Source organism: Novosphingobium sp. NFX11, from assembly GCF_057376415.1.
The window spans coordinates 7,501-25,237 of record NZ_CP080385.1 but is presented as its reverse complement, the minus strand read 5'-3'; the positions used below and the strand labels follow the sequence as shown (position 1 = coordinate 25,237).

Sequence of the window (17,737 nt, the reverse complement as noted above, 5' to 3'; positions counted from 1 at the left end):
ACCGCGCAGATTATCTGGCGCCCCCTTGGCGGATCGCGGCGAGCACTTCGACCAAATGCAGGGCGCGGAAATCGTCGATGTGCTGCACTGGATCGTCCAGGACAAGTGTCGACCAGCGCGACCAAGACCGCGCGAGATGAACCGAGAGCAAGAAGGCCAGCCCCGCGGCCCGGCGTTGTCCGCTGCTGAACACGAACTGCGGATTGAGATCGTCGCCTACTTTGAGGCTCAGGAATCGCTTCACGTCACCGCGGATGCTGTACTCTATATTGCGCCAGTCGGAATGTGGCCGCAGCCGCTGGTAGAGCTCGTTAAGTAGCGGGCTGATCAGCGCTAGTCGCTCATCGACGATTTCACTTGCCGATCGCTTGACGTTCTTCTCCAGCGACTTGGCGGTGGCAAGCGCCGTTTCAGCCAGCGCCAGATCATCGCTAGCTCGATCGGCGTCGATGCGACAGGTCGCGACCCGCGCTTCGAACGAGGCCAACTGCGAGATCGTCTGGGACGCGTCGAGCAAGCCTATCGCGCGCTCGATCTCGACCATCTGATTACGCTGCTGGACGACGAACCGGTCTAACGCCTCCAAATCGTTCATGAGCCCCATTGGCATTTCAAGCCGCAGAAACCGGTCGTGCGCATCCTCCTCACGGGCGCGCATCACCCGCGCTTCTTCGACCATCATCGCCCAGTGCACTTGCGCCTGCTCACGTTCCACCGAGGCTTCCGTCGCGCGAGAACGTGCGGAATTGAGTGCCGCAGCGGCTACGTTCATGCCCGCTGAGAGGTCATCGATGCGCCTCATGGCCGCAGCGATCCCCTCCTCGAAGTGGCCCTCGCTTTGCGGCGATGCGCATAGCGGGCAGTGGCCGTCATGAAGTCCGATCTTCTTACCGTGCTCGACCAACAACGCGAGAGACTTGGCGACTTCGTCCGCTCGCGCCTCGATGTCGTGGGCGCGCACTGCGGCGGCGACGTCTAACGCGGCCTGCGCGTCCCGCTGGTCTGCCGCCTCCTTTCGATCGGCTATCGCCTTGCGTCGTTGAATAGCCGATCCAGCCTGATATTCGGCCTGTGCAGCGATGGCTTCATGTGCAACGAAAGCCGCATCACCCATGGCGTCGATACGCTGGCGCCTGGCTGGAAGGTCGCGTTTCACGCGGTTGAGCAACACGCCCAGCTCCTCCTCGGCGTCCGTCTCCACCAGTGTGCGCAGGACCGTCAGTGCCGTGCTAACCTCCGCGCCGTCCGTGGTCGTCTCGGTAGCAGACGAATGGTCGGCAATAGCGATCGCGAGGCGTGAGCGTGCGTCGCCGTAGCGCGCATCGCATGCGTTGAAGTGCATTTCCGCTGCCGCGACGACGGCCTTGGCCTTGTCGGTCAGGTCGCTGCCTTCGATCGCGCCAAGCGCGGCGCGCACGAGATCGAAGCGCTTGGTCTCGCTGAGGTCGAGGCTGAGAGCGGCGATCCATTCGTCACGAATAATGCTGGTTTTCGCCAGTCGCTGCAGTGGCTCCTCGGGCACGGCCTCCTGGCAGAGCGCCTGCAGGATTTCCCCATCGCTTCTATTGCACCCGCTCTCGCGCGATCGGGTAATGATGAATTCGTTGCCATCCTCCGCAACGAATGCCGCAGTTACATAATGCGCCGACGGGGTGGGGCCGGTGCCGCGCCACCAGATGTAGTCCCTGACGGTTTCACGAGCAGCGCTCTCGACGGGATACTTGTCGATTTCCCCGGTCAGGACGAACTCTATGGCGTCGCAAAGTGTACTCTTGCCCACACCGTTACGACCGCTGATGACAGTGAATCCGGCCCCGAAGTCGATGCGCTGGCGATTCCGAAAACCACGGAAGCCGGAGAGTTCGATATAGCCAATTCTCATCGGACGAGTCTCAGCATCTGGGCGACTTCTTCGGGAGTGGCCTCGGCTAGAAATCCTTCGAGTGCAGCGGAGGGAACGTCCTTCGCCCGTGCGCGGAGACGACGCTCGACATTGTCGTCGGCGAGTTTGGGTTGAGCTTTGACAGGCAGCAGCGGCATGAGTGCCCGCCGCAGATCCTCCGGCAGTTGGATGTCGGTGCGCGCAATCTTGCGGGTCAGGCTGAAGTCTTCCTCGAGGCGCTCCACGTGGCGGCGAAGATCGGGGTTGCGTTCACTGGTAAGGAACAGGGAATAGACATTCCAGGCCTTGGCTCCGGCCTGCCTCAGGCTGGCCGCGTAACGTGAAAGGATACGCGCTTGCGCGGCTTCCCAAGTCTCGGTCAAGCGAGCCGCGGTGTCGAACACGTGAAGGAATCCGATAATGGTCGTGCTTTCGAAGCAGACGACCGGCGGCAATGCGGTCGACGAGCGCCAAGTATCGTACCCGGCTTCCCGCAGGAAGATCTCGGTTTGGGTCGCGATATCCATCAGATTCCTAGTTCCTCGCGCGCTGGAGACAGGCTCAGCCACTTTGCCATCGATGCGGGACGTATGAAATCGCCCGGACGTCCTTCGCGCACGACATCTCCCGGCATACCGAAATCTTCCGCTCCTGGTGCAACTACGAAATCCGTCGTGGGAACCACTGGCGGTTCCGGAAAATCGCTTTTCAGAGTACTCAGGACCTTGCCTGCACCGTTTACTACGCGGATCGTTCGGCCTGCAAGCGCATACCCTTGCGGCGTCTGGGTCGCGCCGGCCCTGCGCAGCAGCAGATGGAACAGGCCCAGAACTTCGCAGTTTGCAGGCCTAGCAAGCTTCGCAGCCCGAGTAGCAGGAATACCTTCGGCGTCCCGCCGCAGCCCATAGAGCGTTTCGGAGTCGAATGCATCGACTACGAGCCACGACGGATCACAGTCAGCCCCCGTCATAATCTCGAAGGCGCCTTGCCCAGCAGCCAGGACCTGCCTGAGGTACGCCTCGGAAAAGGCGCGGCGCAGCTCGTCGAGAGCATCTGCACCCGATTCCCGGATATGGTAGAAAGCTACGTCCTGCCCGTGGGCTAATTCCCACAACGCCGGTGCCTTTGCTTGCAGGGCGTCGGCCGGGGAGGGATCAATCACTGTAACGGAGGCGGGATTGAGGCCGTCGAGAACGCCGCCGAGGAGACCGTTGAGATAGGCCCAGTCGCTCCAGAACCCGACGACAAGCAAATCCTTGTGCTTCAGGTTCGCCGCCATCCAGGCTTTGCTACGCTCGATGCGCTCCTTTAGCGGCGAGGTGTCCAGCTGCGATGGAGCCCAGACGGTTTCGGGACGATCAATGGTTGCGCATCCGTGAAACTTAAGTAGCGGGCCCTGGGTCGTTGACTGTTGTGTGGCCTGATCACCATCGATTGATGCACGAAAATCAAACCCCTTGTCTTTTCCGGACCGCTCGATGAGATCGTCATAGTTCGCTGACAGCGCGGCGACAGCCGTACGTGTGACGAGGAAGTCGGCGACGGCCGCATGTCCAGGGTTGGGCTGGCGTGCAAACTGATCCCAAGGCACCAGAGTTTCGATGAAGATCGGCTTGAGGGTATTAAGGTTGACGAAATGCTGCGCCAGCACTTCGAGGTCATCGCGCATTTCTGGGTCGGCGTCCGGGTTGATCTCCATGCGATACCGGTCGAAGCACGTCCGCGCGACCCTCCAAGCGGGCGGCAGCCCGCTGGGATCTGCCATCGACAGTCCAGCGCCGCAAACCAGAACCAGTCGCCCGGCGCGCATGGATGCAAGCAGCCTGGACTTTACCTCTGCTTCCACCACACCGCCTTTATGTTTATCGCCAAGTGGCAGTATCTTAGCGAAGGAGGGGGAGAGGCAATGCACTATCCTCTCGTACTGCGACGATCTTTTTATTTGGCAAAAGTGGGCTTTTTCGAGCTGGTCGCGTCGGCCCTTGACGATGAGGCGGAAGCCGCAACGGTCGATTCCTGCCAGTCTAAGTTGCGGGAGATTAAGACGACGGGTGTCCTTCACTTCGATCTGCGTCCCGAGTTGCCTTCGTCGACGTTTGCCGCCGCATTGGCTTGGAGTTTATAGCGCGCCGGCGCATTAAGGCCTCGATCAGCGCGAAGCTGCCAATCCCTGTAGCGATGGCATTCGCAGCGGCGATCATCGCGGCCATGGTCTCGCTTCGGAACAGCTATCTTAACCACAGATACGATGAGCGCGAGCATGACCTATGCCGGTTGGCCATGGCTTATGGCAAGACGACGAACCTCCTCAGCAATGGTCCCGGTTATGAGTTTCATGCCCTGAGCCGTATCGAAAGTGTCGATTTCCAGTTCCTTAAGCGCGAAGTACCGATGATGGTATTCAGCTTTGGAACTCCACGGAAGAACAGTGAATTTCACGAGCACGTTACCGCCTGTTTGAACCGTGGTCCTGAGCAGATGGTGCTCCCAGTTGTCGAAGTTTGGATGGATCAGTCGGTAATTGGTCCCGGTATCGTCGGGACCCGCCGTCGAGGCCGCGACGACGAACGCGATGCAGTCTTTCTTGAACTGCATGTTGCAACGTTTGCAGGAGATGGAGAGGTTCCACGGCGCGAATGTGAACTGCTTGTAAAGGCTTTTCGGTAGCACGTGCTCGCGTGAGAACGGCGGAGCAATATTCGGCCACGCTAGCGGCGGGATAGTCCCGCTGCGGGCGGCGTAAAAGTCGTCCACCTTGAAGCCTTTCTGCCAAGTCAGGGAGGTGTGGGGATCTACAGCGTGGAACTTTATCTTCAGGTCCGTTTGGCTTGCGCGGATGGCATGAGCCAGCGGGCGGCGGCGAAGCGTTTCAATGTGTCGCGCGATACGGTGCGCAAGATGCTGTCGTTTTCATCGCCGCCGGGTTACCGGCGTCAGTCTGTACCGCAGCGCCCGAAGCTAGACGGGTTTGTGGCGATCATCGATGGATGGCTTGAAGGTGACCGCGGCGTCCCGCGCAAGCAGCGCCATACGGCGAAGCGGGTATTCGACCGTTTGCGCACCGAACATGGTTTCACCGGCGGCTATACGATCATCAAGGATTACATCCGGGAGCGCGAGCAGCGCAGCCGGGAGATGTTCGTGCCGCTGGCGCACCCTGCGGGAGATGCGCAGGCCGATTTCGGAGAAGCGTTGGTGGAGATCGGCGGCGTCCTGCAGAAGGCCCACTTCTTCGCCCTCGATCTGCCGCACAGTGATGCCTGCTATGTGCGGGCCTATCCGGCGGCGGTGGCGGAGGCCTGGGTGGACGGACACGTTCATGCCTTCGCGTTCTTCGGCGCGGTGCCGCGCTCGATCGTCTATGACAACGATCGCTGCCTTGTGGCGAAGATCCTGCCAGACGGCACGCGCAAGCGTGCCAGGCTGTTCAGCGCTTTCCTGTCGCATTACGTGATCCGCGACCGCTATGCCCGCCCGGGCAAGGGGAACGAGAAAGGCAATGTGGAAGGGCTGGTTGGTTACTGCCGCCGCAATTTCATGGTGCCCATCCCGAAGTTCCCGACCTGGAAGGCCTTCAACCTGTGGCTGGATGAGCAATGCCGCAAGCGCCAGCAGGACAAGGTGCGCGGGGAGAGCGAGACGATCGGTGAGCGCTTGCAGCGCGATCTGGCAGCCATGCAGCCTTTGCCCGCTACACCCTTCGAGGCCTGCGATCAGACCGGCGGGCGGGTCTCCTCGCAATCCCTGGTGCGCTACAAGACCAACGATTATTCGGTTCCGGTGGCCTGGGGCCATCAGGAGGTCTGGATCAGGGCCTATGTCGATGAGGTGGTGATCGGCTGCCGCAGCGAGGTCATCGCCCGTCATCCTCGTTGCTATGCCCGCGAGGAGGTTATCTTCGACCCGCTCCACTATCTCCCTCTGATCGAGCAGAAGATCAACGCATTCGACCAGGCCGCCCCTTTGCAGGGGTGGGACCTGCCCGAAGCGTTCACGACACTGCAGCGGTTGATGGAAGGGCGCATGCACAAACATGGCAGGCGCGAATATATACAGGTGCTGCGCCTGCTGGAAACGTTCACCGTCGCCGATCTCCAGGCGGCGGTGGAACAGGCCATCGACCTTGGCGCCATCGGCTTCGATGCCGTCAAGCACCTCGTCCTGTGCCGGGTCGAACGCGTACCGCCCAGACTGGACCTGGACGTCTATCCCTTCCTGCCACGCACCACGGTCGAGAAGACCTTTGCCAGAGCCTATCTGAGCCTGCTGTCCGACTGGCAGGAAGCCGCATGAGCGATCAGGCTCCGGAGATCCTTCTCGCTCACCATCTCAAGGCACTCAAGCTGCCTACGTGCCTGCGAGAGCATCACAAGCTCGCCCGGCAATGTGCCGCTGAAGGCGTCGATCATATCCGCTTCCTTGCTCGGCTCGTAGAGATGGAGATGATCGACAGGGAGCGTCGTATGGTCGAGCGGCGCATCAAGGCCGCCCGCTTCCCCGCCGTCAAAAGCCTCGACAGCTTCGACTTCGCCGCCATCCCCAGGCTCAACAAGATGCAGGTGCTCGAGATGGCGCGCTGCGAGTGGATCGATCGGCGTGAGAACGCCATCGCTCTGGGGCCATCGGGCACCGGAAAGACGCACGTAGCTTTGGGGCTCGGGCTGGCAGCATGCCAGAAAGGACTGTCGGTGGGCTTCACCACCGCAGCGGCGCTGGTCAGCGAGATGATGGAGGCCCGTGACGAGCGGCGTCTCCTGCGCTTCCAGAAGCAGATGGTCGGATACAAGCTGCTCATCATCGACGAACTGGGCTTCGTGCCGCTCTCCAAGACCGGCGCCGAACTGTTGTTCGAACTGATCTCCCAACGTTACGAACGCGGCTCCACCTTGATCACCAGCAACCTGCCCTTCGACGAATGGACCGAAACCTTCGGATCCGAGCGTCTCACAGGCGCGCTCCTCGATCGCCTGACCCATCACGTCAGCATCCTCGAGATGAATGGCGAAAGTTATCGCCTCGCTCACAGCCGGGCCCGCAAGGCCAAAACCAGACCCTGAAAATTAGGCCAATGCCGGGGAGTGCCCCTCGGGCTACGCCCTCTCGCCACTCCCCCGGCATGTAACACGATGGCCTGGTTTTACGCCGCCGCATGGCCGACTTTTGCTCCGCCGTTGACACCTGCCGTGGCAAAGGAAAACACCGCAGGGTCGTTGATGAATATCTGCCCGATCGAGGTCGCTTGGCGCCTGTCGATATCGTCCCGGTCCACGACTGTCACCGAGAACGGGGTATCGAGCAACGGCTTGCTGCCAAGTGCGCCGCCCTGCGTCACCGCGTTCTGCCCCTTGTCCTCGCGCAGTCCGGTCACGATGATGTCATCGCGTGGCGGGCTGGTGGCCTCGGCTTCTGCCTCGGCAGCAACCGCGCTTGGCGCCGTCATCAGATAGATTGCCACGGCCGTCGCGGACGACATGGACTGGCGATTGATACGCATGAATTTATTCCCCTCACTCGTTGCGAGGGGTCCATAAAGATATGCTATTGCGAGTCAATCGCATAAATTGGACGGCAATTATCGTTGTTATCGCAAGGCGCTGCTACCGTTCGGCCACCAGTCATTGGGAACTAGTGGGAGGAATCTAACACTTGATGCCCGCGCCTGACGGCGGCGATGATCTTATCTGGGTCTGCGGTCCAGACGAATGGCTTTGGGCTTTCATTGTGCTCGGCAAGGAAGCGGTTGATGGCCGCCTGGAGGTCGATGAGCGAGTGGAAGACGCCGCGTTTGAGACGGCGGTTGGTCAGCTTGGCGAAGAAGCCCTCAACGGCATTCAGCCATGAGCATGAGGTTGGCGTAAAGTGGAAGGTAAAGCGCGGGTGGCGGCCGAGCCACTCGCGCACTTTGGGATGCTTGTGGGCAGCGTAGTTATCGAGGATGACGTGGATCGCCTTTCCTGCGGGCACCTGTGCTTCGATCAGGTTCAGAAAACGGATGAATTCCTGATGACGGTGCCGCTGCATGTTGCGGCCGATTACGGTGCCATCGAGCACGTTGAGCGCAGCAAAGAGCGTGGTTGTGCCATTGCGCTTGTAATCGTGGGTCATGGTTCCGGCCCGTCCCTTCTTGAGCGGGAGGCCAGGCTGCGAGCGATCGAGCGCTTGGATTTGGCTTTTTTCGTCGAATGACAGCACGATCGCGTGCGCGGGCGGCGAGACATATAGCCCGACGACATCGCGAAGCTTTTCGACAAACTTCGGATCATTCGATAGCTTGAATTGGCGAACGCGGTGGGGTTGCAGGCCATGAGATCGCCAGATCCGCTGCACCGAACTGACGCTGATCCCAACCTCGCTCGCCATCATCAGCGCCGTCCAATGGGTGGTCTCGCCGGGCGGATCTTCGAGCGTCCGAGCAACGACCCGGTCGGTCACCTCGGGAGCCAAGGGCGGGATCCGCGACGGACGGGTCTTGTCGCGAAGCAGTCCTTCGACTCCTTCTTGCATGAAGCGCTCTTGCCATCGCCATACGCAGGTCTTCGAAGTCCCAGTTCGCCGCATGATCTCGTTGGTGCCGACACCCTCGCTCGTCAGGACCACGATCTCGGCGCGCCATGAATGCTTCTGCGCCGAGTTGCGGTCCTTGATGATCCGATCGAGCCGGTCTCGGTCGCATGGGGAAAGGCTGATTGAGATACCGCTGCGCATCCACCCTCATCGCACAACCGGCAAGCTTCGGGAATCCACTTCAGGACTCTTCTGTCAGACCTTGACCACTAGGAACGTAATTCAGCAGGACATAAGGCCCGCCGAGTACGTCCATACCAGAACGTGCAGCGCGCCGATCTTCAACGTGCACTGGTCTACCTCCCAGCTTAAGCAGCCTTCTTCCGGACCCGAGAAGTCGTCTATCGTCATCACACAGCCGGGAAAGCAGACGGGCCGCACTTGGGGAAGAGCAATTTGCAGCTGAGCGTCTACAATTGGTCGAGGTCATCCTTCGCGCCCGATGCAAACCTGCGGATTTGTCGAGGTATGCGGGATGACGGAGCCTGCACCTGCAGAAGGCATCTCAATCTGAGATATCACAGGGGCGAGCAAATGAATTACTCTTTATAGTCGACGAAGTTTTCGTCGATATGCACTAGGCGATAGGCCGATCTCGCGGCGGAAAGCAGCATGGAAGGCGCTGTCGCTGAGGTAGCCTGCCTGTGCTGCCACCTCGCTGACGGTCGTCGTGCTTGCGGCAAGCTGGCGCGCAGCCACCCGCATTCGCCAATTGGTGGCATAGCTGACCGGCGGCATGCCTACGCGGCGCGCGAACCGCTCGGCAAAGGACGATCGTGACAGGCCGGCGAGCGAGGCGAGTTCGTCGAGCCGCCAATGGCGTGCCGGATTGGCATGGATCGCATGCAGTGCCCTTGCGACCGGAGGATCCGACAGGCCGCCGAGCCAGCTGGGGATTTCCGTCCTGGCACCGAGTTGCCTGCGAAGGGCCTGCACGAAGAGCAGGCGGATCATGTCGTCACACGCGGCTCGCGCGCCGGGCAGATTGCTTCGCCACTCGGCGTCGAGTTGGGCGATCAACCAACCCATCGGCGTTGCGGAGACCTGCTCGGCATCGATCAGCAACAGGCCAGGCAGCAGCGGCAGCAGCAAGTCCGCCTGGGCGTCGTCGAAGCTCACGCTACCGCCGAGGATTTCGGTTTCCGCAGCCGCTCCTACCTGCCCACGAGTGGCATCATCTTCGAACACCAACGATGCATCGATCGGCTGCAATGTTGGATCGCTGGCCAGCACGAAGGGTGTGCCCGCGACCATGAAGCAATCGCCGGCCGACAACCGCAGGGCGGAGCCTTCGGCCAGGATCCAGCAGGACCCGGAGCGGATGACGTTGAACTTGACCTGCGTGGGCGAAAACCGCAGCGCCCAGGCTCCGCCAGCGGTGAAGCAGACGGTGCATGCCGCACTCGCTTGCACGAGACCAAGCACATCGGACAAGGGGTCTGCCGGCGCTTCTTGGACGATCACGACATAATTTCGGATGAATGAGGGTCGATCATCCGATCGCCTTACTTCAGAAATTGGCTCATGACGAGCTTGCAAGAACCCATCGGATCGCCCTTCGGCGCCGCCTCCACCGCTGGCGATGTAATCGCCGGCCTCGACCTTTCCGGCCGCACCGCCATTGTCACCGGCGGCTATTCCGGCCTCGGCCTTGTTACGACAAAAGCGCTCTGCAGTGCGGGCGCAGAGGTGATCGTGCCTGCGCGCGACCTTGAACGGGCCGAAGCCGCGCTCGCGGGTATCGAGCGGGTGGAAATCGCGCCCATGGACCTGATCGACGCAGCATCGGTTGCCGATTTTGCCAGTGCCTTCATCGCTCGCAGGCAGCCGCTTCACCTGCTGATCAACAGCGCAGGCATCATGGCCACACCCTTGCGGCGCGACGCGGCCGGCCGTGAGGCGCAGTTCGCGACAAACCATCTCGGCCATTTCCGACTTACCTGCCATCTCTGGCCGGCCTTGGCGCGCGAGGGTGCCCGCGTCGTTGCCGTATCCTCGCGCGGACACCAGATTGCGGGTGTCGATTTCGAGGACATCGATTTCGAACGCCGCGCCTATGACAAATGGGCAGCCTACGGACAGTCCAAGACGGCTAACGTCCTGTTCGCCCGTGCTCTGGACCAGAGGGGCGAGGAGCAGGGAGTTCGCGCCTTCTCGCTGCACCCCGGACAGATCATAACCGATCTGGCACGGCATCTCTCGAAAGAGGAAATGGCAGGGTTCGACGCATTCGACGCGCAAGGCATGCCGATCATCGACCCTGCGCGCGGCATAAAGACCGTCGAGCAAGGCGCGGCAACGGCCCTTTGGTGCGCTACGAGCCCGCTTCTTGAGGGCATGGGCGGCGTCTATTGCGAGGATTGCGACATCGCCGGCATCAATGCCGGAGAAACCGGGCGCAAAGGCGTGGCGCCTTGGGCTATCGACGATGAAGCCGCTGAGCGTCTCTGGTCAGTCTCCTCGCGATGGACGGGGTGTTCCATCTAGATCATCGCAAAAAGATGCACGAAAGAATGGAAGAGCCGTCCGGCGCGGGGCGGATCTCACGCCAGCATCGTCTGTTCCTCATGCTCGCTGCGCACGTTTCCACGGCTCGTTCTCGCCGTGGGCCGCGCGTCGCGATCATCTTGTCGGCGTCTCGCGGCGGTAGGCGCTGGGTGTCATCTTGGCGGACTTGCGGAAGCTGGCGCTAAACGCCGAGGGGTCTCAAACCCCACCTCGAGCGCGATCGCGATGATCGGTAACTCGGTGTGGGCCAGCAGCTCCCGGGCGCGGTTCATGCGCAAGGACGTGAGCCATTCATGCGGCGTCATGCCGGTCGCCAGCCGGAACGAGGTGGCAAAATGGAAGCGGCTCAGTTCGACGATCCCGGCTAGTTCGTCGAGGCTGATCGCGTGGTCGAGATGGGCGATCATGTAATCGTTGATCCGCCGGACCTGCCAATCCGCCAAACCCCGTCGCGGTGCGACAGCCTGTGCGGCGCCGAAGCTGGAGTGCGCGCGGATCAGCTGGGTGCACAGAAGATCCACCGCTTGCTCCACGAACAGCGAGGCCCCGGCATCGGACGAGGCTGCTTCCTTGCCGAGGATCGCCATGATCTGCGCCGACGTCGGATCATCGAAGCAGTTCCGGCCGATCAGTTCGACGCGGTGTGGCACCGCCATCGCTTCCGCCGCCGACTGAAGCCGCCAATCCGGCAGGTAAACGTGCGAAACCTCGATCGGCCCTTCGACATCCCAGCGCCCGTCCTCGCCCTCCGGAATGAGGGTGATCGATCCTCGGCGCGTGCGCGATTCCACGCGCTTGCTGCCCTGCCGCCAGGTCGCCTGCTGGGCAGTGCCGTAGTACGTCATGACAACGTGGGTATCTAGGCCCGGAAGGGCCGCGTGGAGCGCGCCATGGGTCCAGGGCCGGGAGAGCCGGGTGCCGCCGCGCAGATCCTGCTCGGCCAGCACCGGCGGCGTATCGAGGATATGCTCCATCTCTGCGCGTGTGGACGCGCGTTCGCCTGCTGACGGAGCATTCGCTGTCTCGGACGGGGAAGCGGCCATCGTTCATCCTCGGCGTGTCGCCCGACACTATCCGATCGCCGTTCCGCATCAACCGCAATCTGGCGACAGTCGCCGCAACCCCGCGACAGAAGCGAACCGGGCAATCCCGTACATCTCTTCTCACAGGAGGCGCATGCCGCGCCCGATAGGAGGACAAGATGGACAGGAAGAAGATCACGATCATTGGCGGCACCGGCCTTGTCGGTGCGAAGCTGGCCCGGCTGCTCGCAGTGGCAGGGCACGAGGTCGTCGTGGCCTCGCCCGGCACCGGGGTCAACAGCGTCACCGGCCTGGGGCTCGACGAGGCGCTCGCCGGCGCCGACATCCTCGTGGACGTATCGAATGCCATGTCGTTCGATCCGGCCGAGGTGCGCGCTTTCTTCGACGCCTCCGGCCGGAACCTCATCCGCGCCGCCGCCGCCGCCGGTGTGAAGCACCATGTGGTTCTCTCCATCGTCGGCGCCGACCGCATGCCCGGCAACGGCTATTTCGATGGCAAGCTTGTCCAGGAGCGTATCGCCGCAGGCTCGGGGCTGCCGTACACCATCGTGCGCTCGGCCCAGTTCTTCGAATTCCTGGCCGCCATCGCCGACGGCTACACCGCAGATGGTGTCGTAAGGGTGAGCGGCGCGCAGTTTCAGCCGATCGCTGCCGACGATGTCGCGGCTAACCTCGCTTCGGTCGCGCTGGAGCCACCGGGAAACGGCATCGTCGAGATCGCCGGGCCGGACCGCAGGCCCTTCGATCTCACTCTCGGCCGCTATCTCAAGATGCGCGGCGATGCCCGCCGCGTCGAACGGGATCCCGATGCCGACTATTTCGGAGGCCGCGTCGACGATCTCTCGCTCGTCCCGCTCGGTCTCCATCGGCAGGGCAAGCAGGATCTCACCACCTGGATGAGCGCGCAGGCCATACCCACCGCCTGATGCCGCCCGAACTCTTCACAATCCGCTCGTGAAAGGACAGTCCCATGAAAACTCTGATTTCCACGCTCGCCATCGCCGCCGCCTTCGCGGCACTTACCCCAGTCGCCCACGCGCAGGCGCACGCCCACGATCACGCGGCGGCCCGGGAGACGGCTCCCGCACCATCGGGCGTCAAGGCGACGCTCGTCTACCAGCATGCGATCCAGGACGTCCCCGGCAAGAGCGTCAAGGGCGTACTCGTCGAGTATCAGCCGGGCGGCTCCAACGGATCGCATGTCCACGCGCGCTCGGCGCTCATCTATGCCACCGTCATCCAGGGAGCCGTCGTCAGTCAGGTGAATGGCGGGGAGATCCGCACCTTCAAGACCGGCGAGAACTTCACCGAACTGCCCGGCGACTTCCACAACATCAGCGCCAACGCCAGCAAGACCGAGCCGGCCAAGCTGCTCGCGGTCTTCATCGTCGACACCGACGATGCCGTCCTGACGACACCAGCAAAGCAGAACTGACCCGCGCCCTCACCATCACGACACCGAGACATAGAAAGGATATGCCATGAACCGCCTGAACTGGTTTGAAATCGCTCCCGACGGCGCAAAGGCCTTGATGGGCGTCCACCACTATATCACCAAAGGCACCAGCCTGCCGGAAGAGCTTATCCACCTCGTGTTCCTGCGCGTATCTCAGATCAACGGCTGCGCCCACTGCATCGATCTGCATACCCGCGATCTGCTCAAGACCATGCCTATCGACAAAGTAGTGCTGGTGCCGGTGTGGGACGAGGTTCCTCATCTCTTCAGCGACCAGTATCGCGCCGCACTGGCGTGGGCCGAGGAAGTGACCAACCTCAGCGAAACCCATGCATCGGATGAGGCTTATGCAGCAGTCGCGGAGGTGTTTGAGCCGAAGGATCTCGTCGATCTTACATTAGTGATTGCCGCTATGAATGCCTTCAATCGGCTCGGCGCGCCGTTTCGCCTTCCCGTCGCCGCAAAGCCCTGATTCAGAGCGACAGTTCAAGCTTTGTGTTGACTGACAGGAGATTAATCGAAACGCGAGAAGTTAAATGGTGGGAGGCAAGCCGCTCTTCCACCATTTTCTCTCAATTGGCGCAAATTTCGGCCAAGATGTTGTCTTACACAACAGATTCCGGTCGGGTTGGAATATCTATCTGCGCCAGGCAATAGCCTACTTTGGCTGACTTTCTGGTTATAGCTGACGGTCTGCAGTCGGAGAGCGCCAGTCTGGCGCTGAATGACCGGGAAGGGTCGTTATAGCCGGCCGCGACGGCATGGTACGCAAGCACGAAAGACATCTCCGGCGGGGCCCGCCCTCATTTCCGAGCTCGCCCCGCCCCCTGGCTTCTGTGTGGCTACGCGGGAATGACAAAGGGCCCGGGCGCGTCGACGCGGAATAACTCGCCGTCCGAGTCGAGAATGTAGAGGTCGCCGGAAGCATCAAGCACCATGCCCGCCGGGTGATCGATCGTTCCGGCATCGGGCGTAAAATCGGCATCGCGGATCTCCAGCGTGCCTTGCGTGACATTGGTCTGCCCTGTCCAAGGTATAGTCCAGATATGTCCACTCCGGTCGGCCAAGACATACCGGTCGGCCAGGCCGGTAAGCCTTCCTCGGTATATCAGTGCGCCGACGATGCCCTTGCTTTCGCGCCGGTTGGTGCCGACGGGGAAGACGAGCGACGGCGCGAACAGGTTTGCCAGCGCAGAACCACCTGCATTGCGTTCCTGCTGTCCGTCGTAATAGGGCCATCCGAAATTCATGCCCAGATACCGCAAGGGGGCGGTCGTCACTTCGCTGAATTTCTCTCCCTGATCGGCGATCCCGAACAAGTTCTGTTCGAGCTTTGCGATGGCTGTCGGCGCACGCAGGCCAAGTCCCACGAGGCGTGGGTCGAAGTAGTGCGGAACCGCGCGGTTGGGGGCGGGATTGAAGGGATCGGGGTCGAGCCCGTAGTCATAGAGCTTGCCATAACGGCCACCTGCCGGGCTGCTGTCCTGTGCACGCGCGCCCCCTGGTCGCCGATCCCCACGAAGATCTCTCCGTCATACTGGCCCATGACGATGGACGTACCGTCCGCCACCGCGGCGATGTCGCTTTCGACGACGACGTCCTTGTAAAGCGAGACTCCGCAGCGGATGCAGGCGATGGACGCCACGCCGCCTTTTTCTTTGAGGACGTAGAGGCTCTTGTTGGGACCGAACGTGTATCCCCAGGCCAGGCCCAGGATGGTCATGCCATCGACCGACCGGCCCGACGCGTCCGTGAACAGGTGGAATGTCGAACTCGCGCCGGTAGCGCCGTTGATCAGGGAGACAAGGCTGCCGTTACCCGCGACCACCAGCTGATGCGTGTCTTCAATGCTGGCGATCGCATGGGTAGCTCCGAGCCCGGTGGCGATACGCTTGACCGAGATGCCCTCGCGCTCGTTCGTCACGGTGATCGCCACAGCCTGGGTAGCGCTGAGCTTGCCGTCGCTGGCAGCAATCGTCACTTCGTAGACGTTATCGCCATTGGCGTCTGCAAAGAGGTCGTAGTTGGGCACTTGCTTGAAATAGAGTTCACCCTGCGTGCCAAGAGTGAAAAATGCAGCATCCGCACCTCCGGTTATAGAAAATGACAGAGGATCGTGATCCGCGTCGGTTGCGGTGGGGCGGTAAACATGTGCCGAAGCGTTTTCGGCGACTGATGCCTGTCCAGAAGACGAGAACGAGGGCGCGCGGTTAGGACTTGCGGGGGCAGTCGATCCGCCGCCGCCTTCGCCACCGCCGCAGCTGGCAATGGTCGTGTCCCGCGGGGTGGTGTAGGAACCGTCGATCTACGGCAGGATCAGGTTCAGGTCAGGCGGCCAGTGCTGGCAAGCTGACAATAGGGTTATGGCTCACCGAGCCGAGAGTTTCCAGTGTCATGTAGCGGCGCGATACCGCCCACTCATCGTTCTGCTCCAGCATGAGCGCTCCGACGAGACGAACGACGGCAGCGTCATTCGGGAATATGCCGATCACGTCGGCCCTTCGCTTGATCTCCTTGTTGACTCTTTCCAGCGGGTTGGTGGACGCGATCTGCGCCCAATGATCCTTGGGGAAGGCCATGTAGGCGAGCACGTCTTCGCGTGATGCGTCCATCATGTCGGCCAGCTTTGGAAACTTCTCGCGCAGGGCATCAGCAACTTGGTCCCACTGCTGGTGCGCTGCCTCGGCCGTTTCCTGCGCGAAGATGGTCTTGATCATGGCAATGACAGCGGGTCGTTGTTTCGGCGCGGCATGGGCAAACGCGTTGCGCATCCAGTGCACCCGGCAGCGCTGCTGGGTTGCGGCAAATACCTTGCTGGCCGCGGCGCGCAGCCCTTTGTGATCGTCGGAGATGACCAGCTTCACACCTCGCAGGCCGCGATCCGCCAGCGAGCGCAGGAAGGCTTTCCAGAAGGGTTCGGCTTCCGACGGGCCGGTGGCTACGCCCAGAACCTCGCGCCGGCCATCGGTGTTGACGCCCACCGCGATTATCGCCGCCGTCGAGACAATCCGTCCGCCCTCGCGCTCTTTGAGGTAGGTGGCGTCGATCCATAGATAGGGCCACTCACCTTCAATGGGCCGCGTAAGGAAGGCATTCACCCGCTCGTCTATCTCGGCAACCAAACGGCTGACCTGGCTCTTTGATACACCGCTGGCGCCCATAGCCTTGACCAGATCGTCGACCGAACGGGTCGAAACGCCGTGGACGTAGGCTTCCTGGATCACTGCCGCCAAGGCCTTCTCGGCGGTGCGGCGTGGCTCCAAGAAGCTCGGGAAGTAACTGCCTTTGCGCAGCTTCGGGATTGCCAGATCAATCCGGCCAGCTCGCGTATCCCAACTGCGCTCGCGGTAGCCGTTGCGGTGGTTCAGCCGCTCCGGGCTGCGTGATCCGCAAGGCACGCCCGTCTTCGCCTCGATCTCCAGATCCATCATGCGCTCCGCGGCGAAAGCCAGCATCTCACGCACCAAATCGCTATCAGCCCCTTGCTCAATTAGCTCGACAAGGGCCATTCTGTCGTCGGTCATCGTCTTCTTCTCCAGGTTCGAGTTCGCATCCGAACCCTACCAGAAGATCGACGGTGGCCACCCTCTCAGGGAAACCTTCCTACACCACCCCGCGGGACACGACCGCTGGCAATAGCCATGGCCAATAGCGCAGCTGACGTACGTTTCATTCTATGGTAAAACGCTCCGCGCTTCGATCCAGCCATTTGTATGCCCTACCCTGATTTTGCCCGGTAGAAGCGTCTATCCCTAGGTTAGAAAAGGACAAGCATCGGAGGCCGATGCGAATGGGGATAACTGCTAGAATCCTGTGAAGTGCAGGAGCATCCCACAAAAGGATTCATTCAGTATTTCTGGTGGGTACGGAGCCAGTCTTGGATGTTTAAAATGGGAAAGCAGACAGACTGCATCTGGAAACGGAGAAGCGTTTGCTGAGCGACCGAGAAGGGTCGGTCTCGCCGCCAACCGATTTTAATGAGCTTGAGTTCTGCATCAATATTATCCGGCCTTGACTCCAGTCAGCACCCGTGTGTTCTATTGCACGATTCCTCTGCGTGCTAGAACTCAGACAGAGTTTTCACATATTATTAATTATCTAAATTAAAATAGGAGAGTATTCATGGCGCTTAAACCAGGGCCAAAGCCAATTGCAAAATCAACCGGGAAGCCGGATCAGCGGCGCCGTGACAACAAAACTACGCCAGGCAATACACCTGAACTCAAAGCTAGCAAATCTAGCAAGCCCCCAAAAAGAAATGAAAGAGGCGACTCTTTGATTCGG

17 protein-coding genes are annotated in these 17,737 nt (G+C 61.2%); 6 read left to right on the top strand and 11 right to left on the bottom strand.

Going from position 1 to position 17,737, the window contains the following annotated elements; translation table 11 throughout:
* Positions 1-10: 10 nt before the first annotated feature.
* The 4 genes from KZO24_RS17860 to KZO24_RS17845 form a co-directional block, all read right to left on the bottom strand.
* Complete coding sequence (locus KZO24_RS17860) at positions 11-1,882, bottom strand: ATP-binding protein (RefSeq protein ID WP_486487458.1); 1,872 nt, start codon at positions 1,880-1,882, stop codon at positions 11-13.
* Complete coding sequence (locus KZO24_RS17855; RefSeq protein ID WP_486487457.1) at positions 1,879-2,409, bottom strand: hypothetical protein; 531 nt, start codon at positions 2,407-2,409, stop codon at positions 1,879-1,881. Before KZO24_RS17855 ends, KZO24_RS17860 begins: the two co-directional genes overlap by 4 nt.
* Positions 2,409-3,944: an SIR2 family protein gene (locus KZO24_RS17850; protein ID WP_486487456.1), complete on the bottom strand. Its 1,536-nt coding sequence runs from the start codon at positions 3,942-3,944 to the stop codon at positions 2,409-2,411. The genes KZO24_RS17855 and KZO24_RS17850 overlap by 1 nt, the downstream gene beginning before the upstream one ends.
* 203 nt (positions 3,945-4,147) lie before the next feature.
* Positions 4,148-4,636: a hypothetical protein gene (locus KZO24_RS17845; protein WP_486487455.1), complete on the bottom strand. Its 489-nt coding sequence runs from the start codon at positions 4,634-4,636 to the stop codon at positions 4,148-4,150.
* 45 nt (positions 4,637-4,681) lie between these two features.
* Here KZO24_RS17845 and istA point away from each other — a divergent pair, with 45 nt between their 5' ends.
* Positions 4,682-6,175 (top strand): IS21 family transposase, encoded by a 1,494-nt coding sequence (gene istA, locus KZO24_RS17840; RefSeq protein WP_486487454.1) that lies wholly within the window; start codon positions 4,682-4,684, stop codon positions 6,173-6,175.
* Complete coding sequence (gene istB / locus KZO24_RS17835) at positions 6,172-6,939, top strand: IS21-like element ISSsp5 family helper ATPase IstB (protein WP_486487453.1); 768 nt, start codon at positions 6,172-6,174, stop codon at positions 6,937-6,939. The genes istA and istB overlap by 4 nt, the downstream gene beginning before the upstream one ends.
* A gap of 80 nt (positions 6,940-7,019) precedes the next feature.
* Here istB and KZO24_RS17830 read toward each other — a convergent pair whose 3' ends face one another.
* The 3 genes from KZO24_RS17830 to KZO24_RS17820 all read right to left on the bottom strand — a co-directional run bounded on the left by KZO24_RS17830 (position 7,020) and on the right by KZO24_RS17820 (position 9,910).
* Positions 7,020-7,376, bottom strand: a complete 357-nt coding sequence (locus tag KZO24_RS17830) for a TonB-dependent receptor plug domain-containing protein (RefSeq protein WP_486487452.1) — start codon at positions 7,374-7,376, stop codon at positions 7,020-7,022.
* Positions 7,377-7,507: 131 nt separating this feature from the next.
* Entirely contained in the window at positions 7,508-8,587 is a 1,080-nt protein-coding gene (locus tag KZO24_RS17825) for an IS630 family transposase (RefSeq protein WP_271182669.1), read from the bottom strand.
* A 405-nt stretch (positions 8,588-8,992) separates the two neighbouring features.
* Positions 8,993-9,910 carry an AraC family transcriptional regulator gene (locus KZO24_RS17820; RefSeq protein WP_486487451.1) on the bottom strand — a complete coding sequence of 306 codons (918 nt, stop codon included), beginning with the start codon at positions 9,908-9,910 and terminating at the stop codon, positions 8,993-8,995.
* A gap of 60 nt (positions 9,911-9,970) precedes the next feature.
* On the opposite strand from KZO24_RS17820, the gene KZO24_RS17815 reads away from it, so the two are divergent.
* Positions 9,971-10,933, top strand: a complete 963-nt coding sequence (locus KZO24_RS17815) for an oxidoreductase (protein WP_486487450.1) — start codon at positions 9,971-9,973, stop codon at positions 10,931-10,933.
* 173 nt (positions 10,934-11,106) lie between these two features.
* Here KZO24_RS17815 and KZO24_RS17810 read toward each other — a convergent pair whose 3' ends face one another.
* Positions 11,107-11,928, bottom strand: a complete 822-nt coding sequence (locus KZO24_RS17810) for a helix-turn-helix domain-containing protein (protein WP_486487449.1) — start codon at positions 11,926-11,928, stop codon at positions 11,107-11,109.
* 227 nt (positions 11,929-12,155) lie between these two features.
* Between KZO24_RS17810 and KZO24_RS17805 the strand changes: the two genes are divergently transcribed.
* Genes KZO24_RS17805 through KZO24_RS17795 form a run of 3 tightly spaced genes read left to right on the top strand, consistent with a single transcriptional unit; the run spans position 12,156 to position 13,925 of the window.
* Positions 12,156-12,923, top strand: a complete 768-nt coding sequence (locus tag KZO24_RS17805) for an SDR family oxidoreductase (RefSeq protein WP_486487448.1) — start codon at positions 12,156-12,158, stop codon at positions 12,921-12,923.
* A 44-nt stretch (positions 12,924-12,967) separates the two neighbouring features.
* The gene (locus KZO24_RS17800) at positions 12,968-13,432 is read left to right on the top strand and encodes a cupin domain-containing protein (protein ID WP_486487447.1); all 465 of its coding nucleotides are present in this window, start codon (positions 12,968-12,970) and stop codon (positions 13,430-13,432) included.
* A 46-nt stretch (positions 13,433-13,478) separates the two neighbouring features.
* Positions 13,479-13,925: a carboxymuconolactone decarboxylase family protein gene (locus KZO24_RS17795; RefSeq protein ID WP_313438045.1), complete on the top strand. Its 447-nt coding sequence runs from the start codon at positions 13,479-13,481 to the stop codon at positions 13,923-13,925.
* 370 nt (positions 13,926-14,295) lie between these two features.
* Here KZO24_RS17795 and KZO24_RS17790 read toward each other — a convergent pair whose 3' ends face one another.
* The 3 genes from KZO24_RS17790 to KZO24_RS17780 form a co-directional block, all read right to left on the bottom strand.
* Positions 14,296-14,772, bottom strand: a complete 477-nt coding sequence (locus KZO24_RS17790) for a hypothetical protein (protein WP_486487446.1) — start codon at positions 14,770-14,772, stop codon at positions 14,296-14,298.
* Positions 14,730-15,485 carry a hypothetical protein gene (locus tag KZO24_RS17785; protein ID WP_486487445.1) on the bottom strand — a complete coding sequence of 252 codons (756 nt, stop codon included), beginning with the start codon at positions 15,483-15,485 and terminating at the stop codon, positions 14,730-14,732. Before KZO24_RS17785 ends, KZO24_RS17790 begins: the two co-directional genes overlap by 43 nt.
* Before the next feature lie 295 nt (positions 15,486-15,780).
* The gene (locus KZO24_RS17780) at positions 15,781-16,977 is read right to left on the bottom strand and encodes an IS256 family transposase (protein ID WP_103094720.1); all 1,197 of its coding nucleotides are present in this window, start codon (positions 16,975-16,977) and stop codon (positions 15,781-15,783) included.
* Between the last annotated feature and the right edge of the window lie 760 nt (positions 16,978-17,737).

Coding starts and splice junctions, on each gene's coding strand:
- KZO24_RS17810 (WP_486487449.1), bottom strand. CDS start 11,928: ATGGAGCATATCCTCGATACGCCGCCGGTGCTGGCCGAGCAGGATCTG.
- KZO24_RS17815 (WP_486487450.1), top strand. CDS start 9,971: ATGACGAGCTTGCAAGAACCCATCGGATCGCCCTTCGGCGCCGCCTCC.
- KZO24_RS17805 (WP_486487448.1), top strand. CDS start 12,156: ATGGACAGGAAGAAGATCACGATCATTGGCGGCACCGGCCTTGTCGGT.
- KZO24_RS17780 (WP_103094720.1), bottom strand. CDS start 16,977: ATGACCGACGACAGAATGGCCCTTGTCGAGCTAATTGAGCAAGGGGCT.
- istB (WP_486487453.1), top strand. CDS start 6,172: ATGAGCGATCAGGCTCCGGAGATCCTTCTCGCTCACCATCTCAAGGCA.
- KZO24_RS17855 (WP_486487457.1), bottom strand. CDS start 2,409: ATGGATATCGCGACCCAAACCGAGATCTTCCTGCGGGAAGCCGGGTAC.
- KZO24_RS17795 (WP_313438045.1), top strand. CDS start 13,479: ATGAACCGCCTGAACTGGTTTGAAATCGCTCCCGACGGCGCAAAGGCC.
- KZO24_RS17860 (WP_486487458.1), bottom strand. CDS start 1,882: ATGAGAATTGGCTATATCGAACTCTCCGGCTTCCGTGGTTTTCGGAAT.
- KZO24_RS17830 (WP_486487452.1), bottom strand. CDS start 7,376: ATGCGTATCAATCGCCAGTCCATGTCGTCCGCGACGGCCGTGGCAATC.
- KZO24_RS17800 (WP_486487447.1), top strand. CDS start 12,968: ATGAAAACTCTGATTTCCACGCTCGCCATCGCCGCCGCCTTCGCGGCA.
- KZO24_RS17825 (WP_271182669.1), bottom strand. CDS start 8,587: ATGCGCAGCGGTATCTCAATCAGCCTTTCCCCATGCGACCGAGACCGG.